The 16,676-nt window shown below is 60.1% G+C and carries 12 protein-coding genes; 4 read left to right on the forward strand and 8 right to left on the reverse strand.

Annotated features, from left to right (window positions below; all coding sequences use genetic code 11):
• Nucleotides 1–51: 51 nt before the first annotated feature.
• The 4 genes from HB680_RS12200 to HB680_RS12215 form a co-directional block, all read right to left on the reverse strand.
• Entirely contained in the window at nt 52–2,460 is a 2,409-nt protein-coding gene (locus HB680_RS12200) for an acyl-CoA reductase (protein ID WP_213938870.1), read from the reverse strand.
• A gap of 1 nt (nt 2,461) precedes the next feature.
• The gene (locus HB680_RS12205; RefSeq protein WP_213938871.1) at nt 2,462–3,592 is read right to left on the reverse strand and encodes an acyl-protein synthase; all 1,131 of its coding nucleotides are present in this window, start codon (nt 3,590–3,592) and stop codon (nt 2,462–2,464) included.
• A gap of 18 nt (nt 3,593–3,610) precedes the next feature.
• Entirely contained in the window at nt 3,611–4,834 is a 1,224-nt protein-coding gene (locus tag HB680_RS12210; RefSeq protein WP_213938873.1) for an MFS transporter, read from the reverse strand.
• A 287-nt stretch (nt 4,835–5,121) separates the two neighbouring features.
• Nucleotides 5,122–5,259: a hypothetical protein gene (locus HB680_RS12215; protein WP_213938875.1), complete on the reverse strand. Its 138-nt coding sequence runs from the start codon at nt 5,257–5,259 to the stop codon at nt 5,122–5,124.
• Nucleotides 5,260–5,415: 156 nt separating this feature from the next.
• On the opposite strand from HB680_RS12215, the gene HB680_RS12220 reads away from it, so the two are divergent.
• Nucleotides 5,416–5,604, forward strand: a complete 189-nt coding sequence (locus HB680_RS12220) for a hypothetical protein (protein WP_054046397.1) — start codon at nt 5,416–5,418, stop codon at nt 5,602–5,604.
• On the opposite strand, the gene HB680_RS12225 is transcribed toward HB680_RS12220, so the two are convergent.
• A complete protein-coding gene (locus HB680_RS12225) occupies nt 5,594–5,998 on the reverse strand; it encodes a fe2+ zn2+ uptake regulation protein (RefSeq protein ID WP_213938877.1) in 405 nt (134 codons plus the stop codon). The genes HB680_RS12220 and HB680_RS12225 overlap by 11 nt on opposite strands.
• A 255-nt stretch (nt 5,999–6,253) precedes the next feature.
• On the opposite strand from HB680_RS12225, the gene HB680_RS12230 reads away from it, so the two are divergent.
• Nucleotides 6,254–8,587: a penicillin acylase family protein gene (locus HB680_RS12230; RefSeq protein WP_213938879.1), complete on the forward strand. Its 2,334-nt coding sequence runs from the start codon at nt 6,254–6,256 to the stop codon at nt 8,585–8,587.
• Nucleotides 8,588–8,642: 55 nt separating this feature from the next.
• On the opposite strand, the gene HB680_RS12235 is transcribed toward HB680_RS12230, so the two are convergent.
• Nucleotides 8,643–9,644 (reverse strand): FecR family protein, encoded by a 1,002-nt coding sequence (locus HB680_RS12235; protein WP_213938880.1) that lies wholly within the window; start codon nt 9,642–9,644, stop codon nt 8,643–8,645.
• Nucleotides 9,645–9,797: 153 nt separating this feature from the next.
• Here HB680_RS12235 and HB680_RS12240 point away from each other — a divergent pair, with 153 nt between their 5' ends.
• On the forward strand, nt 9,798–10,067 hold the full coding sequence (locus HB680_RS12240; protein ID WP_213938881.1) for a PepSY domain-containing protein: 270 nt from the start codon (nt 9,798–9,800) through the stop codon (nt 10,065–10,067).
• A 116-nt stretch (nt 10,068–10,183) separates the two neighbouring features.
• Here the strand turns inward: HB680_RS12240 and HB680_RS12245 are convergent, their stop codons facing one another.
• A complete protein-coding gene (locus HB680_RS12245; protein ID WP_213938882.1) occupies nt 10,184–14,962 on the reverse strand; it encodes a DUF6543 domain-containing protein in 4,779 nt (1,592 codons plus the stop codon).
• Between the two features lie 202 nt (nt 14,963–15,164).
• Here HB680_RS12245 and HB680_RS12250 point away from each other — a divergent pair, with 202 nt between their 5' ends.
• Nucleotides 15,165–16,196, forward strand: coding sequence for an Ldh family oxidoreductase (locus HB680_RS12250; RefSeq protein ID WP_213938884.1), 1,032 nt, complete (start codon nt 15,165–15,167; stop codon nt 16,194–16,196).
• Between the two features lie 112 nt (nt 16,197–16,308).
• Here the strand turns inward: HB680_RS12250 and HB680_RS12255 are convergent, their stop codons facing one another.
• On the reverse strand, nt 16,309–16,626 hold the full coding sequence (locus HB680_RS12255; protein WP_213938886.1) for a DUF883 family protein: 318 nt from the start codon (nt 16,624–16,626) through the stop codon (nt 16,309–16,311).
• Between the last annotated feature and the right edge of the window lie 50 nt (nt 16,627–16,676).

Below are 16,676 nucleotides of genomic sequence, written 5' to 3' on the forward strand. Positions count from 1 at the left end.
TTCCTTACAAATATCAAGCGTCTTGCAACACGGTTTAATGCCGATAAAAAGCTATTGTTTTTGGCGCCGATCAATCACTAACGGCGTCTTGCCGCTGTGCTTGTTACGTTCGAATTGAGCGGCGCTACAGCGTGTAACTTCCAGTATTAAAAGTGCGGCAGTCACGGTGATTTTCAGTGTGGGATCGGACAGCAGTTGGTCGTGAACCCACTGCACGTCGGCGTCGGTGCGGATCAACAGGCGCTCGGTCCCGTCGGGGACGTGGTCCAGCACCATCTGAATCGGCACGCCCACGCGTTCAGCCAGTTGGGTCGGCGAAATGAGCTCGGTACCGACCCGCAGCCATTGCCCGTGTCGCCCCAGCAGTTCGAACCGCGGTGAACTCAGTCCGCATGGGCAAGGCCCAGGGACCCAACGCCCGGTGTCACCCACGTCGTAGCGGCGAATGACTTGACTTTGGCTGGCGCGTGAAGTGAACAGCAGGCGCCCGGCCTCGCGCTCCCTGGCGGGCACATCGTGTTCGAACTGAACGATTTCCAGGTGCTGGGTTTCGCACATCAAATGAAACACGCCATCGGCGGTCGCCGCGCACGCATGCCCAAGCGGGCCCGCATCGACGGAGCCGTAAATCGCCGAGCGAATCGTTGCAACGCCGCAGCTCTCCATCAACTGCCGACTGGCCAGTCCCGGATGTTCACCACCCAGGAATACCTTGTGGATACCGCCGTACGCCCGCAGGGTGGTTTGCTCGTTGAGAAACAGACGATGCAAGGTGCTGGGCATGCCAATCAGCACGCTGACCCGCCGCTGCACAATCAGTCGGGCGATTTCGCTGAAGTCATCGTCGCCGGGAGCGCCCATGGGGAAATGGGTGGCCTCCATCTGTTGCAGGATCGAGGAAAAACTGTAAAAGCTGCCGTAAAGACCGCCGCTATAGAACAGGTTCATTACCCGGTCATGCGCCGGGTCCAGCCCGACGGCAAACAACCCGTCCGCCGCTGCGCGCATTTGTCGATGAAAGTCGCGGTAGCTGTAACCGGCCAACGCCGGGATGCCGCTGCTTCCTCCGGAGCGGAAGTACAGCTGTGCCGTTTCGGCAATGGGCTGAGCCTGCAACGCCTGTTTGTCCATGATCGGCGAGCCAGCCGTGTCCACGGCTGGGGGCAGTGCATCAAGCGTTGCCGGTTTGCCCGGCATGTCCGCAGGCAGGCTCACCGAGAGGCGGCGACTCAAGCGCGTCAGCGCGTACACGCCATCATGGGGCTCGCCGGCGTAGCCTTCATGGATCAACCGGGCCGGCGCGATGCGGCTGACGCCGGCACTGACCAGCGTGCGCGCCAGCGCCGGTGTTTGTGTCGGGGAGCAGATCAATACGCAGCTTTGCAAAACGGTGCGCCAGGGCAGCAGCGTTTCGGTAAGCAGGGGCTGCGGCACGGGTTTGAGCATCAGGGTGCGAAACAGCGGTGAGGGCGCGAGCGTCCGATGGTGTTCCCAGATCACTCGCCATTCTGTACCGGCCCAGACCTTGCCGGTGTGCCCGGCAAAACATTGATCCAGTTGCGCCATCGCACAGCGAGTGGTGATTTGCGCCGCTTCCTGATCGGTTGGAACCAGCGCCGGCCAGTGTGTGCTGCGACGTTCGAACGCCTCGGCCAGGCGTGCCCCCATCTCTTGCAGAACAGCCGGGTCATCGCTGTCCACCAATACCCACTGCGGGCTGGAACAAGCCTGCTGATCCAGACGACAGACTTCATCGACCAAGGCATCCAATGCCTGAGGTTGCGCCGAGTCGGGACTCAGGTAAGCGAAACTGATCCGGTGGCCCCAGTCGATCCAGCGACATCCGCCGGGCAACTGCTGACGAAGGGCGCTGAGCGCGGTTTGCCCACCCCACGCCGACACGCCATCAGCCCGGGTGCAGAGGCGTGCAATGTCCGAGGTGGCCACGGGCAACACCGCGATAAAATCGGCGAGCCTGCCGCTGCTGTCACAGCGGCCGAGGGCGTCCAGCAGGCGTGCGGTCAGCCCCTGATCGATGACGCTGGGGCGTAGCCAATTGATGTTGCCGGCGAGCAGGCCTTCCACCACCGCACAAAATGCCAGCATCGGTGCATTGCCCGGTGTGATGTGCACGACCAGCCCCAGTGGGTGCCAACTCTCGAAGCGCGAGTGCACGTAATCGATACGCCGCAGGGTACGCGGCTGCACGCCCAGTTCCCGTTCGAGTTTGCTGTTCAAGTGCTCGGGTTGGCAGAAGTCGATCAGCGCCAGGCGTTGATCATCTTCCAGGCTGATGTCCAGTTCGCGACGTTGCAGTTGCCTGGCAAATCGAGTGGCTGCATTAACGACAATGTCACTGTCGACGGGCGTCATCAGCAGTCGGGGCAGGACCTGGTGCAGGCTGTCGAGGGCGGCATCCAGGGACATGTCGGTGTGCAGTTGGCCATTGATCAGGAACATATCAAGCCCTCCCGATCAGTTCAGCAGCGGCCATCGCACAGCTTCGGCCGGCGCTGGTGCCGGCGCGACCGTGCAATTCGAACCAGTCGTTGGCGAGTCCACAGCCACACGTGGCGCCGGGGTACAAGGTGGCCAGGTCGCTCATGACCACGGCATGCGCCGGGCTCGACGAAATGTAAGGCGATACGAAGCCCAGCAGGCCGGGCTGGCCGTAGGGCTGCACGCTGAAGTCGGATGGATTGCGCACGAAAACCTTCGAGTAAACCGGTACATGAAAATGATGATGGGCGCATTCGACGTAGGGCACCGCGTGCTCGACCGCGCCGTAGCCGTCCCGGCAACGGGCTTGCTCGATGCCCAGTTGCCGCTCGATCCGCTCATAGAGTCGGGCCCGGGGGATCTCCTGCAACCTGTGGTTTTTCCAGCCTCCGCCGAGCGACACCAATGACCCGGCAGGTAAGGCAAGCGGTGCAATGCCGATCGCCTCCATCTGTTGCAGCGCCTGCCACAGAAAGGCCGGAAAACCGAAAATTCGCACCGGACGCGGTTCTTCGGCAAACGCCTGCAAGGCGCGAATTACACCGAACAGATCAAATTCGTAGCCGGTACCGGTGTGGCGCAGGGCATAGACGATCCGGTTGACCGGCGCATAGCGACACAGGAACTGGTCGGTATAGGACGTGCCCAGACGGTTGTCGGCCGCGGGTTCATAGCTCAGCAGCAGGTAGTTGCACGGCGTGCCTGGGGTATCCCAGCCGTAGTGCCGGAAAATCCGCGTGACCATGCCTTGGGCGGCGTCCATGCTGCGCGAGTCATAACGCATGCGGCTTTTCTGGCCGGTGGTGCCGGACGAAGTCAGCTCCAGCGCGTCTTCACCTGTGGAACTCAACAGCAGGTGCTGCTTGAAAAAATTGGCGAAGATCGGCGGCAGTCGCGACCAGTTATCCAACCCCTCGAGGGATTGTGCATCCAGGTCGTGGGCGCTGAGCCAACGTTCGTAGCCAGGCGTGTGATGGCAATGAAATTGGCTGATTTCAGCCATGGCGCGATCGAACAGCCCCGGCGGTACCGAATCGAGGTCGTAAGGCTGCGTCAACGCACACAGTGCGTCGGTGTAGGGAAGGTGAGTCATAAACAGTCCTTGGTTGAATCAGGCGGCGACCGTGTTGCGGCACCGATGCAGGAAGGGTTGCAGCGGCACGAGGCAAACAAGCCCCGCGATACCGGCAATGAGGGCGAATGACTCAAGGTTGTCACCGGCACCGAGCGCCGCGATCATCGACCCGACGCCGCCCATGATCGAGATCGAAATCATGCCGATCATGGCCGACACCAGCCCTTTGCTGTCCTCGCTGGAAAACAGTGCCAGCCGATACAACGCGGCGTTGCTCATGCCCAGCCCGACGGCGTAGATCGACAGGCAGGCAACCAGCATTTCGGTGGAGGCGCCGTAAAAACCGACCATCAGCAAGGCGATGAGTCCGCCGCAAAACGGCCAGAGTGCGTAGCGGATCAGTTGTCGCAGGGCTGTTCGGATGATCAGGCGGTCGAGCAGCAAATTGCCAAGAATCACCGCGCCGAATACCGGAATTTGCCAGAGCCCGTATTGCAACGACGACAGGCCCTGGCCGTGGATCAGCAAGAGTGGCGACATGCCGATCCACGCAATCAGCGGCAGGCTCATCACCCCCAGGGCGATGGACGACAGTACGAACGGCGGGTTGCGCAACAACCTGCCGTAGCGATGCAAGGTGCCGCGTAAGTCGAAGGGTTCGGCGGTGGGTCGGGTGCCGAGGGTTTGCGGTGTGAACACATACAGGCCGAGCCAGGCGGCGAGGGCGGCGATCCCCAGCGCCAGGAACAGCTCCCGCCACGAGAGCCATTGCAGTAGCAGGCTGCCGAGCAACGGTCCCAACAGCGGTGAAAGCAGGGCAATATTGCCCAGCCACGCCATGACCCGCACCGCCTCGGCCTCGCAGAACACCTCTTGCAAGGCGGGATAACTGACCGCGATGACAAATCCCAATCCCATGCCCTGGATCAGTCGCAAGCCGTTGAACGCTACGATACCCGGCGCCCAGTACGCTGCGAGGCACGCGAGGGCGAACAGTGCGCTACCGATGAGTAACAGCGGACGGCGCCCGTAATGATCGGACAGCGGCCCGACCAGCCATTGCAGGACAATCCCGCCCGTCAAATACAGGGTGAATGCATACGGGACATGCCCGGGATCGGCCTTCAGTTGTTCGGTCACGCTGAGCATGGCGGGCATGATCAAGTCACTGGCCATATAGGTCAGGAGTTCGAACGCTGCGATGGCCAGGCAAAAACCGATTAAAGGTAAGGGGCGGGTGTTGATTGATGAGGTGTGCATGACGTCCTTGTCGATACTTAAAGTTTGAGGAGGTAGCTCCTGTAACGGTGTACCGAAAGACTAATCATCGATGACGCGGCGCTCTAGAGCGCGATTGAGACTGGGGATTTCAATGGTTTACCACGTATTGCCAGTGGTCTGGACCGGCAAAAAAACCAGCTTGATGTGGATCCAAACTTACAAAAGTGCGAGCAATCCACTGTACGAAAAATGCCCGCGACGGGGCGGGCATTTGTTCAGGGTTTATTAGAAAAGTGACGATGTCTTACATGTAGTTTAAGTGTGGATTACCGATGTTGGTAATAACCCGGTCCGCCACGATCGTAATGGTGGTCACCGTGCCAGCCGCCGTGGGGGAAAATGATACAGCCGCTCAGGGAAAGCAGAGCGATCAGGGGAATCAGCAGTGTGATTCGACGGAGCATTTCAGAATCCTCATGGTTATCGCCGCAATGAAGCCAAAACTCTTCATCGGCTGTAACATGAGACTGCGTTTGCCAGCGTTTATCCCCGTCCGAAGGTAGGGGCTTAGCATGCAAACGGATACAAACCGGATACATTTCAAGATTCAGGAACCCGCAATGACCCAGTCGCAACGTTTGAAATACTCGATTCTGATCTCCCTGGTGGTCCTGGGGATCATGTTCGGCCTTTCGTATCTGCAAAACGCAGGGATCATCAGCGAGAAGCTGTTTCAGTACATCGCCATTGGCGTGGCCGTGATCGTCGTGGTCGTCAATGGGGTGATGCGCCGCAAGGTCAAGCCTTGAGCGAAGCATCCGAGGCTGAGTCGCTGTAGAGAATGGCAATGGCCTGCGGATGCAGGCTGTAGCTTTTGTCCGGATTGAGCGTGATCACGCCCTCACTGCATAACCGCTTCAACACTTCCCGCACGCTCAGGAAGGACAGGGGAATATCCAGGTCCAGCAAATACGTATGCACGCCGCGCACGCCCAGGTTGCGCTCGCTTTGGGCGGCGCTCAGCAGGGCGTCGATGACTTTCAGGCGAATCAGGCTGGTTCTCAGGCCAAAGCTCTTGAGCAGGACCCTGATTCGATCATTTCCGTGGCGTTCAGCCCTTTGTTCGAAGATCCCTGCACCCTGGTTCATGGAAATGCCTTTTGGCGCACGGCTACCGTCCGTTGGCAGTTGCGAGTTGTACATGCAAAAACTCCTTTTCAGAGCCTGATCAGGAAAATAGTGATGGTGCTCTCAATCATTAAGACGAACGAGCACGGCAAATCATGAACGGATTGATGTAGAAAATTTGTCGAGGTCATGTGATCGCTATGTGATGGAGATGCCGTCGATCGTTGCGCCGCCTAAATTTCCTGATGAATTTTTCGTTTCTAAGGCCAGGCACATTCCGCGTTGTCCGCAGGGTGTGATTTTCAAGGGCCATGTCCATCAGGAGCGAGCGTGAATATTAGCAGGCAGTTAACCCGGTTGAGTCTTGCAGGTGTGTTGCTGGGGCTGAGCGTTGCGGCCAGCGCCCGCAATGCGCCGGAATCGTCGACCGTGGATATTCGCCGCACCAGTTTCGGTGTGCCGCACATTCGCGCCGAGAACGAGCGCGGGCTCGGTTACGGCATCGGTTACGCCTACGCCCAGGACAATCTGTGCCTGATGGCCAACGAGATCGTCACCGTCAACGGCGAGCGCTCGCGGTATTTCGGCCCGGATCAGTTCACCGTCGAAGAACGCGCCAACCCGGCCAGCGATCTGTTTTTCAACTGGTTGAATACCCCGCAAGCGGTGGCCGGTTTCTGGCAGGCGCAAACCACTGAAGTGCGTGATCTGATCGACGGCTACGTGGCGGGTTACAACCGCTCGCTGGCCGAGCGTCAGGCCCAGGGCTTGCCAGCGCAGTGCCAGGGTGATTGGGTGCGTCCGATTGCCGCCGAGGACCTGGTGAAGCTGACGCGGCGCCTGTTGGTCGAAGGCGGGGTCGGGCAGTTCGCCGAAGCCCTGGCCGGCGCCACGCCACCGGCTGCCGTTGCTCAAATGGCGGAAGGGGCGCAGTCGTTCCAGCTGGTTGCCGAACGTCAACAACGCTTTGCACTGGACCGTGGCAGCAACGCCGTCGCAATCGGCAGCGAGCGTTCGTTCAATGGTCGTGGCATGCTCCTGGCCAACCCGCATTTCCCTTGGGTGGGCGGGATGCGCTTCTATCAGATGCACCTGACCATTCCCGGCAAGCTCGATGTGATGGGCGCTGCGTTGCCTGGTCTGCCGATGATCAACATCGGTTTCAACCAGCACCTGGCCTGGACCCACACGGTCGATTCATCCAAGCATTTCACCTTGTATCGCCTGCAATTGGACCCGAAGGACCCGACCCGCTACCTGCTCGATGGCAAGTCGTTGCCGCTGGATAAGCAGACCCTGACGGTGCAGGTGAAACAGCCCGATGGCCAGGTCAAACCGGTTGAACACGTGGTCTACAGCTCGGTGTTCGGCCCGATTGTGCAATGGCCCGGCAAGCTCGACTGGGACAACCAGTTCGCCTACAGCCTGCGCGATGCCAACCTGGAAAATGATCGTGTGTTGCAGCAGTGGTATGCGATGAATCGCGCCACCAGCCTCAAGGAGTTGCAGGCCTCGGTGCACAAGATCCAGGGCATTCCGTGGGTCAACACCCTGGCGGCGGATGATCAGGGACAGACGCTGTACATGAACCTGTCGGTGGTGCCGAACGTGAATGCTGACAAGCTCGCCAAGTGCAGCGATCCACGCGCCGGGCTGAAGATGATCGTGCTCGACGGCTCCAACAGCGCCTGTGCCTGGGACGTCGATCCTAACGCCGCGCAAAAGGGCATTTATGCTGCTGATCAGTTGCCGCAGTTGCTGCGCAACGACTTTGTGCAGCACTCCAACGACTCCGCGTGGCTGGCCAACCCGGCGCAACCGCTCACCGGCTTCTCGCCGTTGATCAGTCAGGACAGCCAGCCGTTGGGGCTGCGTTCGCGTTTTGCCCTGGATCGCCTGGGCTCGCTGGCCAAGACCGGGAAACTGGCCGCCGTGGACCTGCAACGCATGGTAATGGACGATCAGGTGTACCTGGCGGCGCAAGTGCTCCCGGACTTGTTGAAGTTCTGTAGCGTCGACGCAGCAGCGCAGGCATCGGTGTGCGCCAGCCTGAAAGCGTGGGATGGCCGGGCGAATCTGGACAGCGGCCTGGGTCTGGTGCATTTCCAGAATGTCATGCAGACGCTGCAGCAATCACCTGAGATCTGGCGTGTGGCCTTCGATCCGAAAGACGCGCAACACACCCCGCGCGGGCTGGCGCTCGAACGGCCGGAAGTGGCCAAGGCCATCCACGCAGCGATGCTCGCATCGATGGAATTGACCACGAAAATGGGACTCAAGCCGGACAGCCGCTGGGGCGACATTCAGGTGGTCAGCAGCGGCGGACAGCAAACGTCGATCCATGGCGGGCCGGGCACATTGGGGATCTACAACGCCATCCAGAGCGTCCCGAGAACCGACGGCAAACTGGAAGTGGTCAGCGGCACCAGCTACCTGCAAATCGTGACCTTCGATGACAAAGGTCCGCACGCCCAAGGCTTGCTGGCGTTCTCGTTGTCCAGTGATCCGGCGTCGAAGTACGCCCGGGATCAGACGCAGGCCTTCTCGAAGAAGCAACTGAGCGTGTTGCCGTTCACCGAGCAGCAGATCAAAACCGATCCGCAGTATCAGGTGCAGACGATTCGCGAGTCAGATGAAAAAGCCGGGAAGGTGGTGGCACAGTAAACGCCGCGCTATCTGCTACAAACAGGAAGGCCGCTCCCCTCAGGGGGCGCGGCCTTCAGCTTTTTGGCGCTTGCTTGGGAATCGAATTGAGCACCGGGTTGCCGTTCTCGTTGCGAGTCAGGTAGACCGGCAACACCCGGGGCAGGTTGGCCACCAGGCTGTTGAGTTCCTTGATGTTGTAGACGCCGCCGAGGCGGATCAAAGCGGTGTTGTTATCGGCCAGCATTATCGGCTTGGCCAGGTAGCGATTGATCAGGGGCAAGGCATCGCTCAGCGGCAGGTCATCGAGTACCAGTTTGCCGTTGCGCCAGGCCAATGAGCTGTCGTTGGCATAGGTCTCGCTGATCTGCGGCATAAAGTCGCCGTGGCGAAAGCGTGCCTGCATCGACGGGCCGAGGCGCAAGCCGTCGCCGTCGAGGGCGTCGTTGCTGGTGACCAGCACGGAACCTTCGATCAGGTTCACCCGCACCTGATCTTCATACAGCCAGACGTTGAATTTGGTTCCGGTCACCCGGATCCGGCCTTCGGCGGCCTTGACGATGAAGGGGTGTTTCATGTCGTGGCTGACGCTGAAGAAGGCTTCACCTTTTTTCAGGGTGACCCGACGTTCATTCTTGTAATTGCTGAAGGTCAGCTCACTGCTCAGGTTCAGCTCCACCTGGCTGCCATCGCTCAGGGTGACCTGGCGCACATTGTCAGTGGTTTCGAAATGCTGATAAGCATTGGGCACCCAGCCGAGGTTCCAGCCGGCGTACGCCGCCAGCGGCAGCGCCAGGGCACAGACCGCGGCGCTGATGCCGAAGGTGCGCCAGGACGTCGAAGGTTTGGTCGGCAGGGGCGGTACGGCGGACTCAGGTCGCGGCAAGTCCCCGGCGACGTCCCAGATCTCCAGCATGGCTTCGTATTCGAACGCATGCAGCGGATGAGCATCACGCCATTGTTCGAACGCCTGGCGTTCTTCGGCGGTGCAGTCGATGGCGTGCAGACGCATGCACCAGTGCGCAGCGGCATCGGTGACGGCGTCGTATTCGGCTTCCGAGAGGGTGTGTTCGGTCATTGACTCATCCTGATTTGCTGCATTCTAACCTTGAGGGCGAGCTGTCGAGAACATCCGTCATGGCAATTACCCATCAAAGTGGAACTTATTTTCCCCACTGACGCCCAAAAAACAGGACGCACGACGCCTACTATCCACAAATGGAGTGAAAAAATGATCAAAAGAACCTTCGCAGCCCTGATTGCCACCGCCAGCTTGCTCAGCGCTGGCGCTGCTATGGCTGATCGCCCGGGTGCAGGCTGGATCACGATTGAGAAAGCCATCGAAACGGCCAAGACCAAGGCCGGTTATGTCGAGGTCTATGAAGTGGAAGCCGATAACAACGGCTACTGGAAAGGCGAGGGCCGCAAGGCTGACGGCGTGGTCTACGAGTTCCGCATCGACGGCGCTTCGGGCAACATCCTGCGCGATCAGAAAGACTAAAGAAGATCCATGTGGGAGCGGGCTTGCTCGCGAAGACGGCGGTACAGTCAACTTTGATACTGACTGAGCCACCGCTTTCGCGAGCAAGCCCGCTCCCACCTTAATTACATGGGCTTTCAGGGGGTGGTGGTGTGAAGCTGCCGTCCCAATTGGGTGATCAGCCACGTCACCGAGTCGGCGTTGCCCAACAGAACCGCCAACCTGACCATGGCATCAGCCTTAAAGATTGTCCGGGCTTCGTCCAGGGTTTCTTTTTCGGTCAGATTCAAGACGTGGGCCAGTGCCCGGTCGGTGTACTCGAAAGTGGTGTCGCCGAAATCTTCCCAGATCTCGTCTTCGGCGTTGTAGACAGCGAACAGTTCCTCCAGAGGTGTTTGAGTTGACAGCACTTTGCGCTGAATGCCGGTCAGCGCGTCCTTCAACTCGATCGCTCGCAGGGTGGTGGTTTCTATCAAGTCGGGAAAGGGGCGCAACGCGTCCAGATACGCAATGTCCTCAGTCTTGCAGGTGATATGCGACAACTCATGGATCAGCGTGCTCGCTCGGGCATGGGTGCTGATCGGGAAAGAGGCGTCTTTGATGTAATTGCGGTAGTGATCGAGTTTGGGGAAAAAGAACTTCTCCAAGAGGTAGATCTTGTTTCTCTCATCCGCCGGGATCGCAAATGCCAGGACGTGCTCCGGTTCTTCCTTGGACCTGCCGATGACAAATCGCGTGGATTTTTCGTGCCTGAGCGTTGGGTCGAGTACGGCCCCCAGAATCTCCTGCACAACTTTTTCGATCATCGTCACGTGCTCGGGCAGCACCTGCGGCACATCCAGAAAATCCCTGACCAGTAACTCGACGGGCGTCGTTCGAGAGGACGAGGTCTTCAATAATTGCAGATTTCGAAAGCTGTTCCAGGCGTAGGTGGTGGCCAGGTCGAGCCCTTCATCGATCAGTCGGGCCCTGACCGGAAAGAGCTGGCGAATCGCCGACATGCCGTCCGCCTCGACGTTCATGCCATGACTGACTGTATCCCAGGTCTTCAGCCGTCGGAGCAGGCTATAGCGCGGTGTCGGTGCCTCGGCGTCCAGCACCCATTTTTTCTCGGCATCTTGCAACGCATAGGGACCGTCTACCTTGTCGCGGCGGATGATCCAGCGGTTTCCGCGTTTCTGGATCGGGTAGACCTTGCCGTCGATCGGCGTGTAATGCTGCTGGGTGGTAGCGTTCTTGTAGAGCCCCAGTTTGCTGTCCAGCGTCAGGGCGCCGAGATCGATGTCAGCACTTTCGTGACGCTGCAAGCGTGTGCGTTCGGGGGCCGTGATGTCGATCCGTTCACAGTCTGTGGCGGTGGTGTTGCCCGCGGGTGGTGAAGGTTCGCGACTGTCCATCGATTCGCGCAACATCGCCAGTTGCGCCATGCCGTGGATGAACGCCTGCACCGCGGCCCCCCATTTGTGGAGTTGCAGGTCTTCGGCCGATTCCTTGATGTCGCGGTAGCTGCGCCACACGGTCATCGGGTAGGCCAGCTTGCCCGACACAAAGGTAAAAGCCTGATCCAGATCTTCGCCCACGACGCGCTTGATGGTTGCCCATTCGCCTTGGCCGTCCTTGTCCGATTGGCAACCCAGCAATCGCGCCAACAGCTTAGCGTTGTCATCGAACAGTTTTTTGAACAGCGAGCCTTTGATCGGTGTGGACGCCAGGCCCGCGTTGGCAGCCAGGCGGGTTTTGCAGGTTGCCCGCTCGGACGGCGACAGACCATTGAGCACCCAGCGCTGCAACGCCCCGGCTGTTTTCAACTCGGTCAGCAGCGCGCTTTCACTTTCATACTCCTTGACCCCGTGATCCTGGCTGTAGGGCGCCAGCAGGACGTGAGGTCCGGACGCGTCTTTTTTCGGGCCGATCAAATACACCCCCGGCACGGTGATGGCCGAGTCGTTGGGGGCGCCCGTCAGCTCCAGCGGGCGGATGATCGCATTGCTGCCCTCCACGGCATCACGAGCGATCGCGTCGGGCATGTCGATGACTTGCCGAATAAGGTCAAATCCGGTTTCGCTCAGGCGCTCCTGAAGTTTCTCCGAATGGGCGTAATGCAGCAGTTGCCAGGGCAGTTGGGCGGTGAAGCGTTTTCTGCGCGTGGCGGAATCGGCATGGGATTGGGCGAATGCCTTGCTCAATTCAGTACGTTGGTGCTCCCCGGGTTTGAGGTTGCGGACCAGACTCTTGATATAGGTTTCGTCGAGCCCGGCAGGAAGCGCCTTGTTGATCAGCGATTCCGGTTTGAAGCTGAGGGTGTCCAGCTCATTCAGGTGAGTCAGGGCGAAGGCCGGCAGGCTCAGCGTTCGGGCCTCGGACGTTGCGCGAGGGCTGATGCGGATCTGCACAACGTCCGGATCGACGTCGTGCTTGTCGGCCTTGAGTTGTTTGTGCAACTCGTGATGCGCCGTGCGTTCCAGGGAACGGATACCGCTCAGGTAATCCTTGTCGTCCGTGACGTTGTTCCGGTACTGCGCCAGCAGTTCGGTGTGCAGGATCTGATCCTCCAGCGACGCATTGGTCAGCCAGGCCGGCAGTTTTTGCCGGGTGATCAGGGTCTGGGCAAACTCCGTCGCCCGTTGCAGACCGGTCTTCGGAACGGCCAGCGCGGTCAGGCCCAGCAGATCAGTGCGATGCTGAGTGGGCAGGCCGGACGCCAGTGCGCGTGCGACCAGGGTTTTATCCAGCCCGACATGGGTTTTTTGCAGGTGTTCAAGAAAGTCCCCATGAATCAGCTGCAGCGGTGCGAGGATAAAGTCCCGGCCGGGAACGCGCTCGCTGCGTTGCAGATTCTCCAGCAGCCCGTGGCGTTCGAACTCACTGAGCAGGCGCCGATTGAGTTCGGTTAGCATCGGTGTCAGCGACGGGAAGCTTTCCAATCCCAGGGCCGGTGTCCACAGCACGGTTTTGCCTGAATGCTCCGGGTCGAGGCCGCCGCGTTCGGTCACCACAAAACAACTGGCCAGTTTCAGTAGCGTGTCGGCGCCGTCGGCCTTCAACGCCAAGCCAAAAACATCTGGCAGAAAGCCGTTCAAGGCATTGCGCTTGAGCCGTACCGGCGTATCCAGCACGGTTTGCACCATCACCTGCTCTACGCTGCCGAGTGTGCGGCTCAAGCTTCTGAGCTTCAGCTCGCTACGCAACGCCGTCGCCAGCGTGTGGGCAAACTTGGGCTTGAGTAACTCCACAGAGGCGCGTACGCCTTCTTCGGCTTGCCCGACCGTGGTGACGGACGTGGAAATGGCCGGATGCTGTTTGAGTTGTTGTTCCTGGGAGTCGGCCACGCTGGCCAGCAGCGCCAACTGTTGTTTGGCCGAATCCGCGCGCACGGTGGCCGGTTGCGCGCTCCAGCGTTGATCGGCGCGGGTACTCCAGCGGCCGTTGGCCTCGACGGGCAGCAGCCGCTTATCGATCAAGGCGCGCACATCCAGTGCATTGTCGATCAAGGCATGCGGGTCAAGTACGCCGGCGCTTTCACGGTAGCGGCCCAAGGCGTAGCTCAGGTTCTGCGCTTGTTTGGCTACGACATCCGTCATCAACCCGGCGAACACCGGGCCGCTGATCGGCACGCCGACAAGAGTCCGTTGCTGTGGCTCAAGTGACAGAAACAGGCCGCGTTCTTCGAGGGCCAGAAAGTTGAACAGGTTGTCGTCGTGACCCTCACTTTTCATCATGTCCAGCAAGGTGCTTTTGATCTTGCCGAGGTTGCCGCTGGTTTCGACGCCTCGTCCCTGGGTGTAGAGAAACGCTTTGGTCTTGTCGGTGCCGATCATCAACGTGGCGGCGGGTTCGACGTAATGTTTGAGGGGGGCCGTAATCCGTACTTTTTCGATCCGCACCGGATCGTTGGAAGTCGGCAAATCATCGGTGCCCGCCAGGCTGACGTCCAGCAGCCGTAAGTATTCCGGGGTGGTCAAGGTGCCTTGCTGGCGTTTGAGCAGCAGGTCCACGCAATAGGTGTCCCGCAGGCTTTGTGCGAAAAACTCCGAACGGGCCAGGCCATTGTCCATGGGGCTGTTCCAGAAAGTGTCGAGCAGGCTGCGCAGGTGCGGCGTCAGGCTTTGCGCAATCTCCTTGATCGCCATTTCCCAGGCCTGGTTGTCGGCGTCGCCGCTGGTATCCCGCGCAGGATGGACGAAAACCCGAGTGTCGCCCTCCGGCCACTGGTTGTTCAGGTAGTAGTGCAGCACGGCGTCGCTTAACGACAGCGAAGACAGTTGGCGTTTTGGGGTATGGCCGGCAAAGCTGTCCAGTCGGGTGCGACGCTGGTCCAACCCTGGAAAACGTCTGTCCAGGGCGTTTTTGAGCACGTCGTCGAGCAGGGGGCGCAGGGTCGGGCACTTGATCAGCTCCGCCAGCATCGTCGTGACGTTGTGCTGCTGATTGAGCTCGATCAGCGTCTGCTGATCCTGGAACACTGCGCCGTCAATCGATTGGGTGGAGACGCTCAGGGTTTTGGCGGCCAGCACGGTGCAACGCTGTTCGATGGACAGATAGCGCAGCAACTCGCGTTTGCCGGCCGGTTCGCCGAGCCAGCGTTTCACGGTGCTTTTGAGATCGTCGATGTCTGCGTATTTGATCAGGCCTTTCCACGGGGTGTAGAGCGTGGCCTCGCCATTGTTGGGCCGGGCCATGGAAAACGCCCCGGCCAGGGGGATCGCTGTTCCGTTATCCGGGGTCAGCAACAGCCGATGGACCTGCATGCCAGGTTTGTGGGCCACGCGGGCCGTATCGGTGGCCAGGTAAACCGCCTTCAGCCACTTGAGGTCATCCATGCTGATGTTCAGGGCTTTTTCGCGATCACCGGGCTGGCGGGCAATGGCCGCCGTTTCGGCTTCGTCAAAAAAATAGGGGAGTGGGGGTGTTGTCATGGTTTTTCCTCGGTTAGGTTGAGGAAAAACAGTAAGGCCGGCGCAAAGCCTTGGTGCGGTACATATTGCTTGAATCGATCCGGCTGCCGAGGCTTGACAGGACACCTCTAGAACAGCGCTTAATCGCCGATGTATGACTGGGTTGCCGCACAACCCCGTTTCAGCCTGTAGCCCGAACTCAATAATAAAACTGGAGCCTCAGATGACCGCAACACCCGTCAGTTCGAACACCGAACCTCTCGATTTCGATTCACTCGTTGTGTTGCTCGAGCAAGTCTTCCTGCGCCATGGCACCTCGGCCGATGTCGCCCGGACCCTGGCCCTCAACTGCGCCGGTGCCGAACGCGACGGCGCCCACAGCCACGGGGTGTTCCGCATTCCCGGTTATGTGTCGACGCTGAAAAGTGGCTGGGTCAATGGTCAGGCAGTGCCGGTGGTCGAGGACGTGGCTTCAGGCTTCGTGCGGGTCGACGCGGCGAATGGTTTTGCCCAACCGGCGCTGGCCGCCGCCCGGCCGCTGTTGATAGAGAAGGCGCGCAGCGCCGGGATTGCCGTGCTGGCGATCCGCAACTCCCATCACTTCGCCGCGCTCTGGCCGGATGTCGAACCCTTCGCCTATGAAGGCCTGGTGGCCCTGAGCGTGGTCAACAGCATGACCTGCGTGGTGCCCCACGGCGCCGATCGTCCGCTGTTCGGCACCAACCCGATTGCCTTCGCCGCGCCCCGGGCGGACGGTGAGCCAATTGTCTTCGACCTCGCCACCAGCGCCATCGCCCATGGCGACGTGCAAATTGCCGCGCGCAAGGGCGAGCGCCTGGCGCCGGGCATGGGCGTGGACAGCCTCGGCCAGCCGACCCAGGACCCGAAAGCGATTCTGGAAGGCGGCGCGTTGCTGCCGTTTGGCGGGCACAAGGGTTCGGCGTTGTCGATGATGGTGGAGTTGCTGGCGGCGGCGTTGACCGGCGGTAATTTCTCCTTTGAGTTCGATTGGTCGAACCATCCGGGTGCCAAGACGCCGTGGACCGGGCAATTGCTGATCGTGATCGACCCGAGCAAAGCCGCCGGGCAAAGCTTCGCCGAGCGCAGCCAGGAACTGGTGCGGCAGATGCACGGGGTTGGGTTGAAGCGCTTGCCGGGGGATCGGCGGCATCATCAGCGCGCTAAATCGGCGGTTGAAGGGATTCGGTTGGAGGCTGATGTGTTGGCGAGTTTGCGGGAGTTGGCTGCGCTCTGACTGTCGCCTCAAAACCCCTGTGGGAGCGAGCTTGCTCGCGATGGCGGCTGACTGGACTACCGCTATCGCGAGCGAGCTCGCTCCCACAGGGGAATGTGTCTAGCTCAAAGGTTTAACGACGACCGAGCAACAACCCCACCACCAGGCCAAACCCGGCGGAAATCGCTACGGTTTGCCACGGATGGCCACCGATGTAAGTTTCCGTGGCGTCGACCGCAGGCTTGGTGCGTTCGCGCACACTGGTCACGGAGTCCAGCGCCTGTTGGAGCTTCTGGGCGACTTGCCCGCGCAGGGTTTCGGCTTCTTCTCCCACCAGTGACGCGCTGCTTTTGAGCAGTTTGTCCGACTCTTCGATCAGCGCCTGAAGTTCACTGAATGCCTGGTCCTTGATTTGGTCTGCGGCGGTTTGTACGGCGGTTTTGCGGGCCATTGAGTAACTCCTTGCGGGTAAGTGGGCAGTGAACAATGGAGTCTGCGGCG

Source organism: Pseudomonas sp. dw_612, assembly GCF_018449725.1.
GTDB lineage: Bacteria > Pseudomonadota > Gammaproteobacteria > Pseudomonadales > Pseudomonadaceae > Aquipseudomonas.